Raw genomic sequence first — 20871 nt, forward strand, 5'->3', positions numbered from 1 at the left:
CGGCCTGAAGACCGATCAGGCAGCGTCCCAGGCAGCGCGGGCAGCATCTACGCCTGCGCCACGGTTCAGCTTCACGCCTTCGCCGGCCAGTACGGAATCGAGGGCCGCAAGCGTGAGCAGGACCTTGTCCTTGCGGGCGTTGATGCCCATTGCCCCGATGCGCCAGATCTTGCCGGTCAGCGGACCGAAGGACGAGACGATCTCGATGCCGAAATCGTCTCGCATAAGCTGGCGGATGCGGGCATTATCCACGCCTTCCGGAACCCAGACGCCCGTGACATTGCTCATGCGCGTGGCATCGTCGCCGTAAACCTTCAAACCCATGGCGCGCAGTCCGGCGACCATGGCACGCCCTGCCCGCACATGACGGGCAACACGCGCCTCCACACCCTCTTCCACGACCAGACGTGCCGTTTCGCGAGCAGCATAGAGCATGGACGTGGCTTCGGTATGATGGTTCATCCGCGCCGGAGACCAGTAATTCATCAGCATCGCCAGGTCGAAATAGTTCGACTGGATGACCGGACCATCGCCCTGGGCCTGACCCGTTGCGATTCCGGCTTCATCGTGACGGCGCTTGAGGATGGCAGCAACGGCGCGCTCGGACAGCGTGATCGGCGCGGAGCCCGGGGGACCGTTCAGGCACTTCTGAAGACCGGCCGTGGCGACGTCGATGTTCCAGGCATCGGTCTCGAACGTCATGCCGCCGAGCGTAGCCGTGGCGTCCACATAGAACAGTACATCATGTTTGCGGCAGATGCGGCCGATCTCTTCGAGCGGCTGGGCCGTCGTGGTGGAGGTATCACCATGGACGCAGGCGACCAGACCGGGCTTGTGCTCGATGATGGCAGCTTCGATGGCGGCCGGATCGACAACCTGTCCCCAGTCCACATCCACTGTACAAGGGACGCCGCCACAGCGATGGACGATTTCCGTCAGCAGCAGGCCGAAGCGGCCGAAACGGGGGATGACGACCTTCATGCCCGGCGAGACCAACGACACCAGCGCGGCCTCAATGGCGGAGCGGGCAGAGCCGTTCACCAGCAGCGTCCAGTGGTTCTTCGTGCGGAAGACCTCGCGGTACAGGGCCATGACTTCATCCATATAGGCGGTCATTTCCGGGTCCATCTGGCCGATCACGTCATAGGACATGGCGCGAAGAATGCGCGGATGGACGTTCGTCGGTCCCGCACCCATCAGCAGACGGGACGGCGGATCGAGTTGGGCGAAAGTCGCAGGGTGGCTCATGACTGGAACTCCTTGACGAAGGCAAGCAGGGCGCGATGGGCGAGATCGACGTCTCCCACGCGGACGGTTTCATCGGGATGATGGCTCAGGCCGCCGGGGCTGCGGATGAAGAGCATTCCCATCGGACACAGATCGACCATGGCCATGGCGTCGTGGCCGGCGCCACTTAGAAGGCGCTGGGCCGGGCGACCTGTAACGCTTGTGACGGCCCGCGCCAGACCTTCCACCAGTTCAGGCGCACAGGCGGCGGCAGGCAGATGCTGGGGCGTGTCGAACGTGATCCCCAGACCGCGCCGGGCCGCAATGGCACGCAGATCCGTGCGGATGGCATCGGCCATGGCATCACGCGCCTCGTTGGTTTCGGCCCGCATGTCGAGCGAGAAGCGGACTTCACCGGGAATAACGTTTGACGTGTTTGGCGTAACGTCGATCTGACCAACCGTAGCGACCTGCGTCGCGCCGCCTGAGGCGCCATTGCGTTCGACCGCAAGGACCATTTCAGCCGCCGCCGCAAGAGCATCCTGACGCATACTCATGGGAGTCGTGCCCGCATGGTCGGACTGGCCGGTGACGGTGACACGCTGGCGGGTCTGGGCGGCGATGGCCGTGACGACGCCGATTTCGCCATCCGCGTTTTCAATCGCGGGGCCCTGCTCGATATGGGGTTCAATATAGGCAACCAGTTCGTCGGGACGGCGGGCAGCTCCGGTCAGACGGGCGGGATCGAGACCGTAGCGGATCATGGCGTCGGCCATGGTTATCCCGGACGCATCCGTCATGTTTTCGGGAATGGACTCGATCAGCCCGGCCATGGCGCGGGAGCAGATCATGGGAGCCGCAAAACGCGAGCCTTCCTCGTCTCCGAAGCCCATGACCTCAATGGCAAATGGCAGGCGCGTTCCTTCTTCATTCAGGACAGAAACAAGCTCGATCCCCAGCATGACGCCCAGATTCCCGTCGAAGGCCCCCCCATTGCGGACGGTATCGAGATGGGAGCCGATCATCAGCGCCGGAGCGCCGGGCGTCAGGCCTTCATAGCGCCCGATCAGGCTCCCGGCCGCGTCCAGACGGGTGGTCAGGCCGGCTTCTTCCATCCACTGCGCGACCTGTGTGAGGGTACGCTGATAGGCGGGGCCAAGCCAGAAACGGAACAGACTGCCCGGGGTCTCGCTGAATGGAACATCCGCGAGAATACGGCACCGCTCGACGGCGCGGGCTCCGTGGGCTGTCATGGGGGCTCCTGTCCGGGATGAAGTGTCAAGGCGGGTGGAACTGTGCTCTCATAACGAAGTCAGATCAAGTTGACCTGCCAATAAATATGGTCCCACATATCGGGATGAAAGATCAGATGCATCTCGACCCGTTCCATCTGCAATCCTTTCTCGCGGTCGCGGAAACGCTGCATTTCACCTCCGCCGCGCAGAGCCAGGGAGTCAGTCAGTCCACGATCAGCCAGCATGTCAGCCGGCTGGAGGAACAGCTTGGCACGCGCCTTCTGGCCCGGAGCACCAAGAGCGTCCGGCTGACGGAAGATGGCACGGCGCTGATCGGTCTGGCCCGGCAGCTTCTTCAGTGCGAGGACAGTATCCTGTCCCGTTTCCGGCAGGAGGCCCCACGCGGGACGATCCGGCTGGGTGTGACGGAAGACCTGCTTCTGACGCGCTTCCCCGAAATTCTGGGAACATTCCGCGCCTCGCATCCATCACTGCAGATCACAATGACGGTCGGTCTGTCAGCATATCTGGCCCGGCTTCTGGATCAGGGAGAGCTGGATGTCTGGTGCGGCATGCGGCGCACGACGGAAACACGTGGCCAGAAGCTGTGGACCGAGGACATGCGCTGGTACGCACCCACAGGGACGGAATTTCCGGCAGAGCAGTCCATTCCGCTCGTGACATTCCCCGATGGCAGCGTCACCCGGCGCCTGGCGATCGAGACGCTCAACAAGGCCGGACGCGCCTGGCATCTGGCCTTTACCAGCGGCAGTCTGGGCGCGCTTCTGGCGGCTGTGCGGGCCGGATATGGTGTGACGCCGCAGCCGGCTTTCCTGCGCAATGCGGAACATCTGCCGCATTGTGCGCCGGGACTGCTGCCGGAAATGCCGCAGGTGGAGTTCATCGCCTCAACCCGTCATCAGACCGCGCAAGGCCCGGAAGAGCTGCTCATCCGGACGCTATGCGCCCATATTCCACGCCTGCAACCTGACCTCCTGCCCCTGTAAGGACCCCTCCGTCATGCTGACTCCCAATGCCTTAGATGGAATGGTTACGTCTCCGCATCATCTCGCCAGTCAGGCGGGGCTGGATGTTCTGCGCGAGGGTGGAACGGCGATTGAGGCGGTCGTGGCTACAGCCTCCACGCTGGCAGTGGTTTATCCGCACATGACGGGGCTGGGCGGCGATGCGTTCTGGCTGATCTGCTACCCCGATGGACGGACCGTGGCCATCGACGCCTGCGGTGCACTGGCCATGGGAGCGGAACACGCGCTCTATGCCGAGGCCGGACACACCACCATCCCCTGGCGCGGCGGTCTGGCCGCCAACACAGTGGCGGGAACGGTCTCAGGCTGGGAAACGGCACTGGAACTGAGCAGCGAGATCCGCGATCCGTTGCCACTGGACCGGCTGCTGCGCGATGCCATCCATTATGCCGAACATGGGCGTGTGGTCTCCGAAAGCGAGGGAGCACTTCTGGCGCAGAAACAGCCGGAACTCATGTCGGACCCGACGCTGGCGCGGATCTGCTTTCCCGACGGCAAGCCATGGACAGCGGGCAGTATCCGCCAATCGCCCGAACTGGCCCAGACACTGAGAATGCTGAACCGGGACGGGTTGCGCAGTTTCTATAACGGGCCGCTGGCGCGCAGTCTGGCCGCTGATCTGGCCGCGGCAGGCAGTCCGGTCCGGTCTCTGGATCTTCTCGCGCATCGGGCGGAGGTCAAGGAACCTCTGCATGCGCAGACCAGCGACGGCTTTCTTTATAATACCGCCCCGCCCACACAGGGTGTGGCCTCGCTTCTGATCCTGGCCCTGTCGGATCATCTGAGCCGTGCGGACGGGCCGGAGAGCTTTGCCCACGTACATGGTCTGGTCGAAGCCACCAAGCAGGCGTTCCTCTATCGCAACCGCCATACGGATGGCAGCGAACACTCCGAGGCACTGGCCCGGGAACTGCTGGCCGATCCGGCACGGCTGGAAGCGATGGCCTCCCGCATTTCCATGACCCACGCCATGCCCTGGACCGAGAAAACGCAATGGGGCGACACGACTTGGATGGGTGCGATCGACCGCAATGGCGTCGCGGTCAGCATGATCCAGAGCCTCTATTTCGAGTTCGGCTCCGGCGTAATGCTGCCGCAGAGCGGACTGTTCTGGCAAAACCGCGGATCATCCTTCCGTCTGGCCCATTCGGGCTGGAACATCCTGCGCCCCGGAGCCAAACCGTTTCATACGCTCAACCCCGCTGCGGCCCGGCTGCGGGACGGGCGCACGATGGTCTATGGCACCATGGGCGGCGAAGGGCAGCCCCAGACACAGGCCGCAATCTTCAGCCGTCACGTCCGTTATGGCGTGCCGCTTCAGGAAGCGCTCTGCCGTCCGCGCTGGCTGCTCGGGCGCACCTGGGGAGACGAGAGCCTGTCGCTCAAGGTGGAACCGGGATTCAGTCCGAATGTCATGTCGCAGCTTGAGGCGGCCGGGCATACGGTCGAAGCGCTTCCCGAACAGTCCATCATCATGGGTCACGCAGGCGCGCTGATCCGCCATGAAAACGGACGGCTTGAGGGTGCCACCGATCCCCGCAGTGACGGGGCCGTTGCCGCGTGGTGAGAGCTCTGGCCGGAAACCTGTTCGCACAGGTTGTACTGGCGACGGTGCTCGGGCTTGGGGCCGGACTGTTCTTCCCGGCCCTCGCGGATGATGTGGGATGGATGACGGCGCTGTTCATGCGCCTCATCATCATGGCGGTCGGGCCGCTGCTGTTCTGTATCGTAACACTCGGGATCCTCGGGGCCGGATCACTGAAAACGGTCGGGCGACTGGGGGGACAGGCCCTGCTCTATTTCGAGATCATGACGACGCTTGCACTTGGCGTAGCGGTTCTGGTGGCGATGGGACTTGGGATCGGTCGAGGCGTCGGGTTCGTGCCAACGGCCGAGGATGCGCGGATGATCGCGTCCTATGGCGACCATGCACAGAACCTGCGGGCCGGAGGCATCAGCGGATTTCTGCTCTCGCTCGTGCCGCGCACCCCTGCGGAAGCTTTCGCACAGGGGAACGTCCTCCAGATTCTGGTCTTCGCGATTTTTGCCGGGTGCTGCCTGAGCGGCATGGGGGAGCGCGGCGCGCCTCTGGTCCGGCTGATCGAAAGCGTCTCCGAACTGTTTTCGCGCATGATGGGCGTCATCATCCGCGTGGCCCCTCTGGGTGTGTTCGGCGCGATGGTGACGACAACGGCGCGCTACGGGCTGGAGACGATCGGGCATCTGGCCGGGTTCACAGCGCTGTATTTCCTGCTGGTAGGTCTCTTTATCATTGGTGCGCTGGGCGGGGGCCTGCGGCTTGCAGGTGTCAGTCCACTGCGGTTTGCGCGTTATTTTCGCGAAGAACTGCTGATCGTCGCCACGACCACGGCATCGGACGCAGTTCTGCCCAGCCTGATGACCAAACTCGAAAAACTCGGGGTGGAACGTCAGGTCGTGGGGATCGTGGTGCCGGCCGGGTATTCGCTCAATCTGGACGCACTGTCGATCTATCTGGGGATGGCAGTCATCTTTCTGGCCAACGCCACCGGAACGCATCTGACAATCTGGCAGATCGCAACCCTTTTGGTGACGGCCCTCGTCACGTCCAAAGGCGCGCACGGGATTCCGGGTTTTGCGATCGTCATTCTGGCGGCAACGCTGGCGAGCGTGCCGTCCATCCCGCCCGCAAGTCTGGTGATACTTCTGGCCGTAGACTGGTTTGCGGGAATCGCGCGGGCCGTGGGCAATTTCGCAGGAAACTGCGTCGCCCCGGTTCTGATCGCCGCATGGGAGAAGCGCCTCGACCACACGAAAATGGCCGAGGCGCTGGGACGTTAATCAGATCAGACGGGCTTCCGCCAGTCCGTCCGTTTCCAGCTTTTCAGCCAGAGCAAAGAGCTGGTCCTCGCGGCCCGGACGCGCGATCAACTGCGCACCGAGCGGCAGCCCCGGAACCTTCATCGGGACCGTCAGAACCGGGAAGCCCGCAAGGGTCAGGGGCTGCGTATAAAGTCCCAGATTGGCACGGGCAGAGACCATCTTGCCGCCGATTTCGATTTCCGGCTGATCGAAACGCGGTGCTTCGCCGACAAGAGCCGGGGCCAGCAGGATGTCCGTCTTCGCAAAAGCCTCGTGCATCCGATCCCGGAACCAGTGCCGCAAGCGATGGGCCTGAAAGATCAGCGTGGACGGCAGAAGAGCCCCGGCCAGAAGCCGATCTCGGACAGCGGGATCATAGTCTGCGGCCTGTGTGCGCAGGCGTTTGAGATGCTGCCCCGCCCCTTCGGAGGCGCTGATGACAAACGCCGCAGCCCGCGCCCGCGCCACTTCCGGGAGTTCGACAACATCCGTGGCTCCCAGTGCCATGGAGAGCGTATCGATCGCGGTCTGCATCGGCGCAGACATGTTCTCGCCGAACCATCCACCCAGACGGGCAATGCGCAGCCTGCCCACATCCACATCCGCCAGCGATCTGACGCAGAGAGCTTCAAAACAGGCTTTCAGTCCGCCCGCACTGTCGGCGAACGGGCCGACCGTATCGAGGCTCGGAACGAACGGGTAGCTGCCTTCGACCGACAACCGCCCCTGCGTCGCCCGCACCCCCCAGATCCCACAGAGTGAGGCCGGAACACGAATGGAGCCGTTCGTGTCGGACCCGAGACCGATAGAGAACATCCGCGCCGCCACACCCGCCGCCGAACCACCCGACGAACCACCGGCCAGACGCTCAGGCGCATGCGGATTGCGGGTATTGCCGTAATGGGCGTTGATCGTGGCGAACCCGTAGGCAAACTCGTCCATATTCGTCAGCGCAATGGGAATGGCCCCAGCCGCGATCATGTGAGCAACCAGTGTCGCATCCTGCATGGCGGGCGGGTCATTGGCGAGAACCTTTGACCCGGCCGTCGTGATTTCCCCCCGGACATCAAACAGGTCCTTGATGCCAAAAGGCACCCCGGCAAGCGGCCCCGGATCCTGACCTTGCAGCACCAGCCGGTCCACGCGCTCGGCAGCTTCCAGCGCACGATGCATCAGCAGGCGCGTGACGCAGTTATAGTCTTTGTCCCGTGCCTCGATATCGGCCAAGGTCTTTACGGTCAGGTCGCGGGCGGAAATCTCGCCTTTGCGTACACTGGCCGCAAGCGCGAGGGTACGCTGCTGAAGGCCGCTCATGGTTCGTACCGGAAGGCAGGTTCGAGGCGATCTGGCAGGTCCAGCCCTTCGATCAGCGCGCCGTAGCTGCGCAAAAGCTCAAGGTTACTCCGCACGCCGGCATGAAATTCGGCAGGAATGGTCAGGCCATTTGCACGGGCGAGCACCGTAATTTCGGTATCATGGGGGTCTGTCACTATACGCACTCCGGTTGCCGGTTCTGCGGAAAGAATGACAACGCGCTCAGGCGCTGTCCAGCATCTGACGATCTCGCGAGCAAGGCCTTACGGCCTGATCCGGTAACGCCAGTCATTGAGAACGGCGACCAGGGTCTCATGCCAGGGAATACGCGGCGCCCAGTCCAGTGCCTGACGGGCAGCGGCGGGATTGCCCTGCATGGACGACAGGCCGGACGGACAGGGGATCGTGGCATCGACCTCAAGGGATGCGGAAATCCCGGCGACTTCCAGCAGATCACGCGCCATGGACCGCACGCTCCGGGTCACGCCGGAACAGATGTTCAGAACCGTTCCGTTCGGCAGAAGCTGGGGGAGAGCGAGCGCATCGATGTAGGCGTCACAGGCATCGCGAACGTCGGTTATGTCAAAACCGGCATCCGGATGACCCACGGTGATGGCCGGGGCCTGCTGTCCTGCCTCGATCCGGGCGACCTGTGCCGCGAGAAACGGCAGAATGGCTTCTTCATCCTGTGCAGTCCCAGCCTGGGTGAAGGAACGCAGACGCAGGCCATGCAGCCCTTCCTGGCTCAGATTGCCGATCGCCAGATCCGCCGCGGCCTTGCTGGACGCATAAGCATTAACCGGCGCGATGACGGCGGACTCGTCGAGCGGCTGCCCCGAGGAAAAGCTGGCGCCGTAAATCTCGGCGGTCGAGACAAACACAAAACTGGCCTGGGGAGCGTGGGTCTCGAAGGTTTCGGCCAGGATGAGCGTTCCATCGAGATTGACGGTCCAGGCCTCAGCATTTTCCGCTTTCGCACGGGCAACCGAAGACACGGCGGCCAGATGGAGACAGGCGTCGGGCTTTTCGTCTTTCACAAACCGCTCGACGGCGGCGCGGTCCCGGATGTCCATCGGATCTTCGAGCAGGACATGACCGGGAATGCGATCTTTCAGACGCGCCTTGAGGTGCTGCCCGACGAATCCCTGCCCGCCGGTCAGCAGAATCCGCAGTCCCATTTCAGGACCGGAATGCGGAAGAGCTGTCCGCAGGGAAAGAAGCTGAAACAATCGGCATGGGGCATTCTCCAGACAGGATGGGCCCGGGCCATCAGGAATGTCGGCCCACGCCCTGCTGTTTTCGGCCACATCCCCCGACAGGGCAAGGGCCAAGCGGGAGCCATCACGCGCAAACAGTCTTTCCGCCTAGATGCAGGCGAAGACCGAGTCTTTTCAATGCGCTGGAATGACGGCGTCTTAACAGGTTTTTTACCGTTGTCGTGTTTGCTTGGGATCATACGGAACTGACGGATCTCAACTTTCCCATGCGGCACGCTTTTCGACATTCGGTTCGCACTCTGGGGCTGCTCGGGCTTTTGCCGGTCCTGTCAGCCTGTAATTCCCTCGCGCAGATGTCGGAGATCGGGCGGCCTCCCCGCATGACATCCATTACCGATCCCACGCTGGCCAATTCCTACCGGCCCGTCACCATGCCGATGCCGCCGCTTCAGGCGCCCCCCGACGAAGCCGCGAGTCTCTGGCGTTCGGGCAGCAAGGCGTTCTTCAAGGATCAGCGGGCGTCTCAGGTTGGTGATCTGGTCACGATCATCGTGGATATCACCGACAACGCCGCCTTCAACAACGGAACGACTGCCGACCGCACCGCAGACGAGAAATTCGGCATTCCCAATCTGTTCGGGATCAAGGGCAAGGTCATCAGCGCCATCACCGGAGCGGACAGCCTGAGCACTGCCAGCAGCAGCGATTCCGGCGCAACCGGCAAGATCACGCGCAACGAGACCGTGACCCTGCGTCTGGCAGGAACGATCACCCAGGTACTGCCCAACGGCAATTTCGTCGTGATGGGAAAACAGGAAGTCCGGGTGAACAGCGAGTTGCGAGAACTGGGAGTCAGCGGCATCGTCCGGCCACAGGATATCACTGCGGACAATACCGTAACGCATGACCGGATGGCGGAAGCACGGATTTCCTATGGCGGCCGCGGCACCCTCACGCAGCTTCAGACACCCCGCTATGGCCAGCAGGTCATGGACGCAATCCTGCCGTTCTGAGCACAAAAAAAGCCGGGAAAACCCCGGCTTTTTTTGAATGTCTGAAACAGATGCCTTACTTCGCCGGACGCGACAGAAGAAGTGACCAGAGTTCGGCAACATCGCGAGCCGGCCCATTTCCGGAAACGGACGCAAACGTCTTGATGGCTTCAGCCTTCTGACCACCATCCATCTGTGCCATCCCGTATTCGACCTGAGCCAGATCCGGATAACGCGGGTTCTTGCCCAGACCCGTCTTCATCAGAGCCAGACCGGCATCGACCTGTCCGTTCAGCACCTGATTGTAACCAGCGGTCAGAGCCGGACCTGCGTTCGGAGCAGAAGCTGCCTGCGTGACGGCAGAGGCAAGCTGGCTCCGGTTCGTTGCAGCCTGCTGGGCCACAAAGGCATGGAACTTTGCATCTGCCGCTGCAGTCGGACCATTTCCGAGCGAATGATTGGCATAACCCTGGTTCAGCAGATTGAGTGCCAACTGCGGCAGCCCCATCTGTACGGCACGCTCAGCCATGTCCTGATAATCCGACGGATCCTTCAGCACACCAGTCGTCAGACGGAGACGCTCGACATAGAAGACGAGCGGGGGCGAAAGATTCGGGTTGGCCACCAGATCGTGGATCAGCATCGACCAGTAGTCAGGCTTGGAATAATACTTGGCCAGCAGCACATAGGCATGCGTCTTCGCATCCGCGTCCTTCAGGTTCGTATAGGCCGTCGCCAGCATCTGGAGCTGGTTCTCAGGCGGAATCTTTCCAGCCTTGATCGTCGCATCCACCTGCTCCTGCGCAGCCTTGGCCGTGCCTTTCCAGTCCTGCTGCAGATAGTAGCACTGGATCAGCATCGTCTGCATGCGCGGGTCGGCGCCGTATTCCTTCAGATAACGCTCGGTAGCCGGAATCGCGCGTGTGTACTGCTTGGCGCTGTAGGCCATCGTGGCCTGCGCCATCAGCATCTGGCCCTTGGCTGCCTTCGGCGTACGGGAGCTGTTGATCAGGACATCATAGGCCTTGATGGCAGCGTCCGTATCGCCGGACTGCGCGGCGATGGCCGCACGCATCTGGGCCGTGGTGTAGGCTTCGTAATCAGTCTTGCCCTTGACCGCATCCGCGGCGTCGACGGCTTCCATTGCCTTGGCATAGTTCTTGGACGCCAGGGCGCTCTGGGCCTGCTGCAGATCCTTGCCGACGGCCTGGCCGAGGACATCGTCAGCATGCGCAGAGCCGGCAAGAGCGGCAATGCCGAAAACACCGGCCAGCAGGAGATTACGGGCGCTCAGACGGCGGTAAAGGGACAAAGACACGAATTACTGTCCTTCCATGAACTGATCCAGACCGACAATCCCCAGCTTGGTCATGCCGAGACGCTGTGCATCTGCCATAACATGGGCCACCGTCTTATAGTCGGCAAGACGATCGGGATGGATATGCATTTCAGGCTGGTCCGGCATTGCTGCGGCAGCTTCGAAATGGGCCTGAAGAGCGGCCTCGGACGTGATCGGCTCGTTATTCCAGGAAATGCTGTTGTCGTAGCCGATGCTTACGGTCACGAGCTTGGGTTGTTCGGTCGATGGTGGAGGATTGCCCTGGGGCAGATCGATCGCCACCGAGTGTGTCTGAAGCGGGATGGTGATGATCAGCATGATCAGCAGCACCAGCATCACGTCGATCAACGGCGTGGTGTTGATATCGACAATGCCTTCGTCTTCGTGCGTGCTGTCAGATCCGACGCTCATGCCCATGACGGCGGTTCTCCAAAAGGGTGACGTGAAAGCAGGAACGGGCCGTTTCGTTCAAAACGGCCCGACACGACCTCAGTTCGAGTGAGGCTGCTCGGTAATGAAGTCCACGTGGGCGATCCCTGCTTCCTGGCAGGTTGCAACCACCTGGCCGACTGCCAGATACTTGGCAGCCTGGTCACCGCGGATCTGGATCTGCGGCTGCGGCTTTTTCTTTGCCGCCTCGACGAGGCGGTTCAGAAGTTCGGTGTGGTTCGGGACGAGTGTCGTGTCCCAGAACACCTGGCCGTTCGCATTCACGGCCAGGACAACATTGCCCGGTTTGGTCTGTGTCGGCTGATTGGCATCAACCGGCAGCTTGACCTTCACCGTATGCGTGGCGACGGGGATGGTGATCAGAAAGATGATCAGCAGCACCAGCATGACGTCGACGAGGGGGGTGGTGTTGATTGCCGACACCACCTCGTCGTCACCGCCGCCTCCTCCGACGTTCATTCCCATGGTATCAGACCCGCTCGCTGGTGGTGATGGTGGTTGGGACGGCCATGCCGCCCTCGCTCGGAGCAACACCGTGACGGAAACCGCCGATCAGGACGGACTGGATGTCAGCAGCGAAGTTGCGGACGCGATCCATGGCACCCTTGTTGCGACGGACGAGCAGGTTGTAACCCAGCACGGCCGGAACAGCGGTCGCAAGACCGATGGCCGTCATGATGAGGGACTCACCAACCGGACCGGCAACCTTGTCGATGGACGCCTGACCGGAGATGCCGATGGCCGTCAGGGCGTGATAGATACCCCAGACCGTACCGAACAGACCAACGAACGGAGACGTGGAACCCACCGTACCAAGGAAGGCGAGGCCGCCCTGCATGCGGGTGTTGATGGTGTCGACCGAGCGCGAGATGGACATTTCGGTCCAGGACGGCAGATCGATCGAGTCACGCATTGAGCCTTCGTGGTGCTCTGCGGCCACAATGCCCGTCTCGGCGATGTAACGGAACGGGGAAGACGGCTTCAGGGCAGCGGCACCGTCGTGAACGGACGGCTTGGTCCAGAACTCACGGGCAGCTTCCTTGGATGCCGCGAACAGACGGCCTTGCTCCAGGAACTTCATGACCATGATGATCCAGGTACCAGCGGACATGATGACCATGATGATCAGGACGCCACGGGCAATCGCGTCACCATTCGCCCACAGGGCGCCAAGGCCGTACGGGTTACCCTGCGGAGCAGGAGCTTCCGGCGTTGCAGTTGCACTCTCGCCCGGCGTTGCGGCCGCGGCAGGAGATTCGTCGGCCGGAGCCGTTGCCGGAGCTGTGCTGTCGGAAGGAGCGGCTCCTGCCGGAGCGCCTGCATCGTTCGGTGCGGCAGCAGCAGGGGCGCCAGCCGGATCAGCGGACGTCGTCGGGCTGGCCGGGTTGGAAGAGGGATCCACCGGAGCCGCTGCGGGAGCGCTCTGGTCGGCCGGAGCCGGCTGGGCGAAAGCGACAGCCGGTGCAACGGCACCGGAAGCCAGGGCCAGCGTCAGAGCCAGTGCGCTGGCCCGGACGGCACGCGCCTTCGTCGGAACGGCAAGGGCAGGAAGGCGGAACAGTCTGGTCATGAACTCCATATCCTCGTTAGAGATGCCCGTTTTCGGAGCTTTCTGGGTTGTCGGCCATATGGAGACCGGCCCTTTTCTGAGCCCTGCCAGGCTTGGAGAACCTGACAGGGCAATTCTGTTTGACGGCAATCGAAAGATCAGTCGTCGCCCATCGTAAAGTCGATGTGCAGCACGTGATGATGCTCTGTTACCGGAGCGCCGTTCACGACGGCGGGCTGGTAACGGGCCCGACGAAGGAAGTCGAGCGCACTTTCCACGAACTCATGGCCACCGCTTGAGCTCACAATGGTGCAGTTCGCCGTCTTGCCTGTCGGAAGAATGTCACACGATGCGGTCACATGACCCTCGCGATTTTCTTCCATGGCTTCGTCTGGATAGACGGCCTGTGCGCCGTTGATCGGTCGCGCACCTGCCGAATGGTCGGGAACTGCGTCAGCGGGCGGCCCCTGCGGCGGAGCCGGAACAGGCTCTGGCGACGGAGTCGGGCTGGGCGGCACCGGATGCGGCGGCTTGACATGCGTAACCCGCTGGACCGCCTTCGGCGGCGGCGGAACGCTGATCTTCGGCGGCGGAATGTACGGCGGTGGCGGCTGTTCCATCTGCGGCGGCGGTGGTGGCGGCGGCGGCGGTGGCGGCTTGGGCTGTTCCTTGATGACTTCCGTCTTGATAGGCGGCTTTTCCTGGACCAGCTTGCTCACGGCACCGCTCATGAGCGCATAGATCACGGCGCCCATAGCCAGCACGGCCACGACGATCGCGACAATGTAGTCTGTCGGCTTGCGCTGCTGTGCGGCGTAGCTCTTCATGTCGAAACCTTCTTACCCCTCACTGACACCGGCGTTGATCCACATCTGCCGGGTGCGGTGCCCCCGATTTCTGTGTTTCCATCGGGTTCCCTCACCGCAGACCCATAAAATGCGTCACATGCTTTGAGAACATACCCGATATGCTGATTGGGCAGTCTAACCCGCATGCTGTCAAGCGGGTTATTGCCTTTATCGAAACGATTTTTTCATAATGACGACATATTCTTTGGTTCTGGATGCCTCCGTGCAACCAAAAATATCGCAGGCAATTACGGTAGCGCAATTTCACTCTGCGGTAGTGTGACAGATTTCAGAAAAAAGGGCGCCAGAACAGGATCCCTGCTCCGACGCCCCAAAGAAATCTGATTACAGCCCCTCTTTCCTCTACCTCACTGGGCCGAAGCACTGGCCTCGGAGCGGGTCGCTCCCACACTCTGGGCCAGAGAGGCCGACATGAAGTCGTCCAGGGCCCCATCGAGCACGGCGCCCGGGTTCCCCTTCTCCACTCCCGTCCTCAGGTCCTTGACCAGCTGGTAAGGCGCCAGGACGTAGGAACGGATCTGGTGTCCCCAGCCGATATCGGTCTTTGAGGCCTCTGTCTGGGCTGCCGCGGTCTCACGCTTCTGGAGCTCCGCCTCGTACATGCGGGCCCGCAGCATTTCCATGGCCTTGGCACGGTTACGATGCTGCGAACGGTCCGTCTGACAGGCCACCACGATTCCGGTGGGGATATGGGTAATCCGGATCGCCGAATCCGTCTTGTTGACGTGCTGTCCACCCGCACCGGACGCCCGGAACGTATCGACACGCAGATCCGAATCGTTGATGTCGATCTCGATCGAATCATCCACGACCGGATAGACCCACACAGACGCGAACGACGTCTGGCGACGGGCCGCCGCATCGAACGGTGAGATCCGGACCAGACGGTGCACGCCGGCTTCGGTCTTGAGCCAGCCATAGGCGTTCGCACCACTCACCTGAATGGTGGCGGACTTGATGCCGGCCTGCTCGCCTTCGCTGCCTTCGATGAAGGTGACCTTGTAGCCATGCTGCTCGGCCCAGCGCGTGTACATGCGCAGGAGCATCTCGGCCCAGTCCTGGGCTTCCGTGCCACCGGCGCCCGCATTCACTTCGACGTAGCAGTCATTGCTGTCCGCTTCGCCCGAGAGCAGGCTTTCGATTTCGCGCTTGCGAACATCCTCGGCAATGGCGCGCAGGGTCTGGACGGCGTCCTGGACGAGACTTTCGTCCCCTTCCATTTCCGCCAGTTCAACCAGTTCGAGCGTGCCTTCGACCTCGGATTCGATCCGCTGGACCCCTTCGATCTGGTTCGCCAGCGTCGTCCGCTCGCGCATCAGCTTCTGGGCAGCGTCCGCGTCATTCCACAGGTCGGGGTCTTCAACGCGGTGATTCAGTTCCGCGAGGCGTGTTGTTGCGACATCCCAGTCAAAGATGCCTCCTCAGCAGTGCCACCGACTGCTTGATCTGCTCTGAAAGGGCCTCGGTTTCGGCCGACATAATGTCCTCCACTGAAAGGGCGGCCTGTCACCGCCCCATTCGGTCTGTTCTGGTGCGTCTTAGTATAGGCCACCCACGCCAATGTCACCATCAGACGGAGCAGGTTTCTGGGCCTGTCCCGGAGCGGAAGCCGTGCCGCTTCCGGGGGCGGCTCCGGCCATTCCCCCACCCTGACCGGGTGTCTGGGCCATATCGCTTTCGGAATCCGAAATCACGCTGTCGGCACCCGTATCGGCGGCGGTCAGGGCTTCCGTGCCTGCACCGAAGCCATGCAGCTCCACGGAAGCGCCTGGAACCTGATCGGTCTTGAAGCCATCCACCGCGGAGATGCGTCCCGTATCGTAGCTGGCCAGCGTGATGCCGTCAGGCACCCGGAAATCCAGCTTCGGACGGCTGGCGAGGGCAACCTTCATGATCCGGTTCCAGATCGGGCCAGCCACGCGGCCGCCATCCGAATTGCGACCCAGCGTCTGAGGCGTGTCGAAACCGACCCAGACAACCGTAACGATATCGGGCGAGAAGCCGGCGAACCAGGCGTCATGGAAATCCTGACTGGTGCCCGTCTTTCCTGCGATAGGACGGTCAATGCCCACGCCTGCCATACGACCAGTCCCGCGGGCAATCACGTCCTGCATCATCTTCACGATCTGGAACGTGCTCTGCTCACTGGCGAGAACCGGCCGCACATCCGTCAGGGCCGGAACGGCCACGCTGCCCGGCGGTGGAGCCGCAGGCGTTGCGGAAGGGGTTGTGGAGGCTGTCACCGGGACTGGCGGCGTCGTGCCATCCGCGGGAGCAGGCAGTTCGGTAGGAGGAGCCTGCATGGCAGTGCCAAGCTTCAGGCCACCCGCCTGCCACAGGACAGTGCCCGCACGGTCCTGGATGTCGTCCACGAGGGTCGGGGTGACGATATGGCCGCCATTGGCGATCGTGGCGTAGGCCGCAGCCTCACGCATGACAGTCGTTTCGACAGCACCAAGAGCGGCAGGCAGCACATGGGGCATCTGCTCCACCAGACCGGCCCGGATAGCCGTATCGGCCACAGCCTTCATGCCGAGATGGGCGGCCACGCGGATCGTCACGAGGTTGCGGCTTTCGCGCAGCGCATCATGCAGCGTCGTGGGGCCCCAGTTGTCGTGTTCGTAGTTCTGGGGATGCCAGTCGCCATAGGAAACAGGCGAATCGTCAAAGCGCTCGGAGGGGGAAATCCCCTTTTCCATGGCAGCCAGATAGACGAACGGCTTGAAGGACGATCCAGGCTGACGCAGAGCCTGTGTCACACGGTTGAACTGACTTTCATGGAACGACCAGCCGCCAACCATCGCCAGAACGCGACCCGTGTGGACGTCCAGCGTGACAGCGGCACCTTCGACCTGCGGGATCTGGCGCAGCGCTGCGGAGCCGCCTTCCTGCGGTTCGATCATGATGACGTCACCGGCCCGAAGCGGATGCATCCGGCGCGCCCAGGCAATATCCGTCGCAAGAAGTGCGCCCTTGCGGGCCGTTCCTTCCTCGATCCAGCCCACATGCGTGCCGCCAGGCAGCACGACCGCCAGCCGCCACTCACGCAGCATACCGCCCGGAGGCGCGACGTGATCGAGAACGCTTTCCCAGCCGTCATCCTGAATATCCGGCAGGTTGCGCAGAGGCCCCCGCCAGCCGCCATGAACGCGGTCGTAGTTCATCAGGCCTTCATGCAGAAGACGCGTCTCGGTGACCTGAAGGCTCTGGTCGAGGCTGGTATGGACTTCCAGACCGCCCTGCGCCGCGCGCTCCTGCCCATACTGGGCAATGAGCTGACGGCGGACTTCCTCGCCAAACCACTCGGAATCCGGCAGAGGCCCGAAACGCTGTTTCTGCTGCGGGACCAGGGGCTCCTGCTTTTCCTGATCAGCCTGCTGACGGGTCAGCACGCCGGCTTCGACCATCAGATCCAGCACGAGGTTGCGGCGCGCCATCGCGGCCTGCGGGTGCAGGAAGGGATTATAATTCGTCGGAGATTTGGGAAGAGCAGCCAGTGAGGCCGCCTCGGCATCATCAAGCTGATCAAGCGGCTTGTTGAAATAGCTCTGGGCGGCGGCAGCGACACCATAGGCGCCGTTCCCAAGATAGATGCCGTTCAGATAGATTTCGAGAATCTTGTCCTTGGACAGCACCTGCTCCATTTTCATGGCGAGCAGAGCTTCCTTGATCTTGCGGTCGAAGCTCAGGACGTTGCTGTTGAGCAGCATGACCTTTGCGACCTGCTGGGTGATGGTCGAGGCCCCCAGCGGACGGCGCCCGTGGCGCGCGAAAATATCCGTCAGACCCGCACGGCCAATCGCCATGAAATCCACGCCGCCATGGGTGTAGAAATTATGGTCTTCGGTCGCGATGAAGGCATTCTTCACACGCTCGGGGATGGCGTTGATCGGCACGAAGATCCGGCGCTCGTTCGCCAGTTCCGCCATCAGCCGGTCATCGGAAGCATAGATGCGACTGACGGTCGGCGGCTGATAGGCGCGCAGGCTGTCCACGCTGGGCAGATCCGCTACCAGCTTGGCATAGGTCGTCCAGCCCAGAACTCCTGCCCCGGCAATCCCCACCAGCCCTACACCGGCGATGATCGCCAGCGACTGCCGATAGCGGCGGAAGCGTGGGGGACGGGGCGGCGTGGCGCCAGGACCCTGTGGATTGCCAGAGCCCCGGGGATTACGGGAGCGGAAGGAACGTCGCGTCATGGCCTCTGCATAGCATTGTTCCGCATCCGCCGTCGCCCCCGTCTAAAAGGGTCATTTCATGACAAAGATGCAGGGCTGAAAAAGGCGGAATTTCCGCATTCCATCACCCAAGTAGACGCCCGACCATCCGCGCGGTGTAGTCTACGACCGGGACGATCCGGCCGTAGTTCAGGCGGGTCGGGCCGATCACGCCGATGGCGCCCACGATCTTCTGGGCCTCGTTACGGGCTGGCGCCACGATCATGGACACGCCCGACATCCCGAACATGCCGCTTTCACGCCCGATATAGATCCGCACACCCTCGGACGCATCGGCCAGTTGCAGAAGCTGGAGCATGGTCTCCTGCGTCTCGAGATGGTCGAACAGCATGCGGATTGTGGTCAGGCGTTCGATCTCGGTAATGTCGGCCAGCAGCTTGCCTTGCCCTTTCACGAACAGAGTCCCGCCATCCGCATCCCATGTCGCCAGCCCGCTTTCAATGACGCTGGCAGTCAGGGCATCCAGTTCGTGACGGCTGGCATCCATTTCCGTCCGCACCCGCTCGCGCAGATTGCCGAGCGTCATGTCCCCAAGACGGGAATTGAGGTAGTTCCCGGCCTCGACCAGCGCCGAGGGGGGAACACCGGGAGGCGTTTCGATGATGCGGTTTTCCACCTGCCCGTCCGAGCCAACCAGAATGACAAGCACGCGCCCCGGACCCAACGCCACGAACTCAATATGCTTGAGGGTCGCATCCGATTTCGGCGCGAGTACCAGCCCGGCCGCAGAGGACAGACCGGACAGCAGGGACGACGCTTCGGAAAGAATGTCCTGATAGGAACGGCCATGGATATCGAGGCGGCTGTCGATGCTGGCGCGGTCTTCTTCCGTCAAAGAACTGAACTGGAGCAGGCCGTCCACAAACAGGCGCACGCCCTTCTCGGTCGGCAGACGTCCGGCCGAGACATGCGGACTGAACAACAGACCCGCACGTGCCAGATCCGCCATGACGTTGCGGATAGTGGCAGGTGACAGGCTGGGCTGCAGGCGCTGGGCGAGGGTCTGGCTACCGATGGGTTCGCCGGTTTCGACATATTCCTCGACGATTTCCCGCAGGATCGCGGCTTCCCGATCTCCCAGGCCATGGGACATCGGGATGGAGGGGCGGAACAGGGGAGGCAGGGGTCGCATCATGGTAAAACCAACTGTCGGGGCTGGATGCCTTCACGTCAAACGCGGTAGAGGCGGGACATATTCGAGCACAGGATCTTTTTACATGACTGACACCGCAGGCAAGCGTCCTTCAGGACGTGCGCCGGACGAAAACCGCACTGTTTCGATCGAAACCGGCTTTGCCCGCCATGCTGAAGGCTCGGCCCTCATCCGCGTCGGCGGGACGGAAGTTCTGTGCACGGCCACGATCGAAGACCGCGTGCCGCCCTTCCTGCGCAACAAGGGACAGGGCTGGATCACCGCGGAATACGGGATGCTCCCGCGCGCAACGCACAGCCGGGGCCAGCGCGAGGCGGCCAAGGGCAAGCAGTCCGGCCGAACGCAGGAAATCCAGCGCCTGATCGCACGTTCGCTGCGCGCCTGTGTGGACCTGAAAAAAATCGGCGAGCGAACCATCACGCTCGACTGCGACGTGCTGAATGCGGATGGCGGAACGCGCTGTGCGTCCATTACAGGCGCCTGGGTGGCACTTTCCCTGGCGCTGAAAAAAGCCAAGCGGTCGCAGGCTCTGACGGCGCAGGTCGCGGCTGTCTCCTGCGGACTGACGGATGCCGGAGCCGTGCTGGATCTGGATTACATCGAGGACAGCAACGCGCAGGCCGATACGAATTTCGTCCTGACGGCGGATGGTGGCATCATCGAAATCCAGGGGACGGCCGAGGACAAGCCGTTTCAGGAAAGCGAATTCTTCGAACTTCTGCGGCTGGCAAAGCTCGGCACGGCACGGCTGTTCGAAGCCCAGAACAAGGCGCTGGAGACTGCATGATGCGTAAACTTTCCCGTGGTTCAAAGATCGTGCTCGCCAGCCACAATGCCGGCAAGCTCCGCGAGTTCTCCAGCCTGCTGGCCGAAAGCGGAATCACCGTAATCTCGGCCGCAGAACTAAATCTTCCCGAGCCGGAAGAAACAGAAGAGACCTTCGCCGGGAATGCCGCCATCAAGGCGCTGGCCGCAGCCCGGACTTCCGGGCTACCCGCCCTGGCGGATGATTCCGGGTTCTGCGTTTCAGCGCTGGACAACCGTCCGGGCGTCTATTCCGCCCGCTGGGGCGGCCCGACCAAGGACATGCAGGTTGCGATGGCGCGCGTGCACCGGGAGATGGGCGATAATCCGGATCACCGGGCGTTTTTCGTCGCCGCACTCTGTCTGGTCTGGCCGGATGGCGAAACGCGGACCGTGCAGGGCGAATGTCACGGCACAGTCGTCTGGCCACCAAGAGGCGAACATGGACATGGGTATGACCCGATGTTCGTACCGGAGGGCGAAAGCCGGACGTTCGCGGAAATGACGGAAGCCGAAAAGAACGCCATCAGTCATCGCGGTCGGGCGCTGGAGAAGTTTCTGAAAGATTTTATTGAATCCTGACTGGAATAGACCCGG

19 protein-coding genes are annotated in these 20871 nt (G+C 62.4%); 6 read left to right on the forward strand and 13 right to left on the reverse strand.

Annotated elements, in window-relative coordinates; genetic code table 11:
• Positions 1–15: 15 nt before the first annotated feature.
• Entirely contained in the window at positions 16–1248 is a 1233-nt protein-coding gene (locus HKD31_RS10090) for a pyridoxal-phosphate-dependent aminotransferase family protein (protein ID WP_062496177.1), read from the reverse strand.
• Complete coding sequence (locus HKD31_RS10095) at positions 1245–2480, reverse strand: allantoate amidohydrolase (protein ID WP_062496179.1); 1236 nt, start codon at positions 2478–2480, stop codon at positions 1245–1247. The genes HKD31_RS10090 and HKD31_RS10095 overlap by 4 nt, the downstream gene beginning before the upstream one ends.
• A 116-nt stretch (positions 2481–2596) precedes the next feature.
• Here HKD31_RS10095 and HKD31_RS10100 point away from each other — a divergent pair, with 116 nt between their 5' ends.
• Genes HKD31_RS10100 through HKD31_RS10110 form a run of 3 tightly spaced genes read left to right on the forward strand, consistent with a single transcriptional unit; the run spans position 2597 to position 6328 of the window.
• Positions 2597–3469 carry a LysR family transcriptional regulator gene (locus tag HKD31_RS10100; protein ID WP_228120499.1) on the forward strand — a complete coding sequence of 291 codons (873 nt, stop codon included), beginning with the start codon at positions 2597–2599 and terminating at the stop codon, positions 3467–3469.
• A 13-nt stretch (positions 3470–3482) separates the two neighbouring features.
• Positions 3483–5075 carry a gamma-glutamyltransferase family protein gene (locus tag HKD31_RS10105; RefSeq protein ID WP_194264954.1) on the forward strand — a complete coding sequence of 531 codons (1593 nt, stop codon included), beginning with the start codon at positions 3483–3485 and terminating at the stop codon, positions 5073–5075.
• Positions 5069–6328, forward strand: a complete 1260-nt coding sequence (locus HKD31_RS10110) for a cation:dicarboxylate symporter family transporter (RefSeq protein WP_194264955.1) — start codon at positions 5069–5071, stop codon at positions 6326–6328. Before HKD31_RS10105 ends, HKD31_RS10110 begins: the two co-directional genes overlap by 7 nt.
• Here the strand turns inward: HKD31_RS10110 and HKD31_RS10115 are convergent, their stop codons facing one another.
• The 3 genes from HKD31_RS10115 to HKD31_RS10125 form a co-directional block, all read right to left on the reverse strand.
• Positions 6329–7663 carry an AtzE family amidohydrolase gene (locus HKD31_RS10115; RefSeq protein ID WP_194264956.1) on the reverse strand — a complete coding sequence of 445 codons (1335 nt, stop codon included), beginning with the start codon at positions 7661–7663 and terminating at the stop codon, positions 6329–6331.
• Positions 7660–7839 (reverse strand): DUF4089 domain-containing protein, encoded by a 180-nt coding sequence (locus HKD31_RS10120; RefSeq protein WP_062456129.1) that lies wholly within the window; start codon positions 7837–7839, stop codon positions 7660–7662. The genes HKD31_RS10115 and HKD31_RS10120 overlap by 4 nt, the downstream gene beginning before the upstream one ends.
• Before the next feature lie 87 nt (positions 7840–7926).
• Positions 7927–8841 carry an NAD-dependent epimerase/dehydratase family protein gene (locus tag HKD31_RS10125; protein WP_228120501.1) on the reverse strand — a complete coding sequence of 305 codons (915 nt, stop codon included), beginning with the start codon at positions 8839–8841 and terminating at the stop codon, positions 7927–7929.
• Between the two features lie 305 nt (positions 8842–9146).
• Between HKD31_RS10125 and flgH the strand changes: the two genes are divergently transcribed.
• Positions 9147–9893 carry a flagellar basal body L-ring protein FlgH gene (flgH, locus tag HKD31_RS10130; RefSeq protein ID WP_011252844.1) on the forward strand — a complete coding sequence of 249 codons (747 nt, stop codon included), beginning with the start codon at positions 9147–9149 and terminating at the stop codon, positions 9891–9893.
• 55 nt (positions 9894–9948) lie between these two features.
• Here flgH and HKD31_RS10135 read toward each other — a convergent pair whose 3' ends face one another.
• The 8 genes from HKD31_RS10135 to hrcA all read right to left on the reverse strand — a co-directional run bounded on the left by HKD31_RS10135 (position 9949) and on the right by hrcA (position 19452).
• Positions 9949–11190, reverse strand: a complete 1242-nt coding sequence (locus HKD31_RS10135; protein WP_194264957.1) for a tetratricopeptide repeat protein — start codon at positions 11188–11190, stop codon at positions 9949–9951.
• 3 nt (positions 11191–11193) lie between these two features.
• On the reverse strand, positions 11194–11628 hold the full coding sequence (locus HKD31_RS10140) for an ExbD/TolR family protein (protein WP_011252842.1): 435 nt from the start codon (positions 11626–11628) through the stop codon (positions 11194–11196).
• A 72-nt stretch (positions 11629–11700) separates the two neighbouring features.
• A complete protein-coding gene (locus HKD31_RS10145) occupies positions 11701–12126 on the reverse strand; it encodes an ExbD/TolR family protein (protein ID WP_011252841.1) in 426 nt (141 codons plus the stop codon).
• Positions 12127–12130: 4 nt separating this feature from the next.
• Entirely contained in the window at positions 12131–13231 is a 1101-nt protein-coding gene (locus HKD31_RS10150; RefSeq protein WP_194264958.1) for a MotA/TolQ/ExbB proton channel family protein, read from the reverse strand.
• 137 nt (positions 13232–13368) lie between these two features.
• Positions 13369–14037 carry an energy transducer TonB gene (locus HKD31_RS16265; protein ID WP_011252839.1) on the reverse strand — a complete coding sequence of 223 codons (669 nt, stop codon included), beginning with the start codon at positions 14035–14037 and terminating at the stop codon, positions 13369–13371.
• Positions 14038–14426: 389 nt separating this feature from the next.
• Positions 14427–15558 (reverse strand): peptide chain release factor 2 gene (gene prfB, locus HKD31_RS10160; protein ID WP_194264959.1). Its coding sequence is split into 2 segments (ribosomal slippage): positions 14427–15488 and positions 15490–15558, totalling 1131 coding nucleotides; the frame shifts between segments, so codons are not numbered across the junction.
• Between the two features lie 59 nt (positions 15559–15617).
• The gene (locus HKD31_RS10165) at positions 15618–18278 is read right to left on the reverse strand and encodes a penicillin-binding protein 1A (RefSeq protein ID WP_194264960.1); all 2661 of its coding nucleotides are present in this window, start codon (positions 18276–18278) and stop codon (positions 15618–15620) included.
• 103 nt (positions 18279–18381) lie between these two features.
• The gene (gene hrcA / locus HKD31_RS10170; protein WP_194264961.1) at positions 18382–19452 is read right to left on the reverse strand and encodes a heat-inducible transcriptional repressor HrcA; all 1071 of its coding nucleotides are present in this window, start codon (positions 19450–19452) and stop codon (positions 18382–18384) included.
• An 82-nt stretch (positions 19453–19534) separates the two neighbouring features.
• On the opposite strand from hrcA, the gene rph reads away from it, so the two are divergent.
• Positions 19535–20257, forward strand: a complete 723-nt coding sequence (gene rph, locus HKD31_RS10175; protein WP_194264962.1) for a ribonuclease PH — start codon at positions 19535–19537, stop codon at positions 20255–20257.
• Entirely contained in the window at positions 20257–20856 is a 600-nt protein-coding gene (gene rdgB / locus HKD31_RS10180) for an RdgB/HAM1 family non-canonical purine NTP pyrophosphatase (RefSeq protein ID WP_194265043.1), read from the forward strand. The genes rph and rdgB overlap by 1 nt, the downstream gene beginning before the upstream one ends.
• Positions 20857–20871: the final 15 nt, after the last annotated feature.

The organism is Gluconobacter potus (assembly GCF_015244705.1).
Lineage (GTDB): Bacteria > Pseudomonadota > Alphaproteobacteria > Acetobacterales > Acetobacteraceae > Gluconobacter > Gluconobacter potus.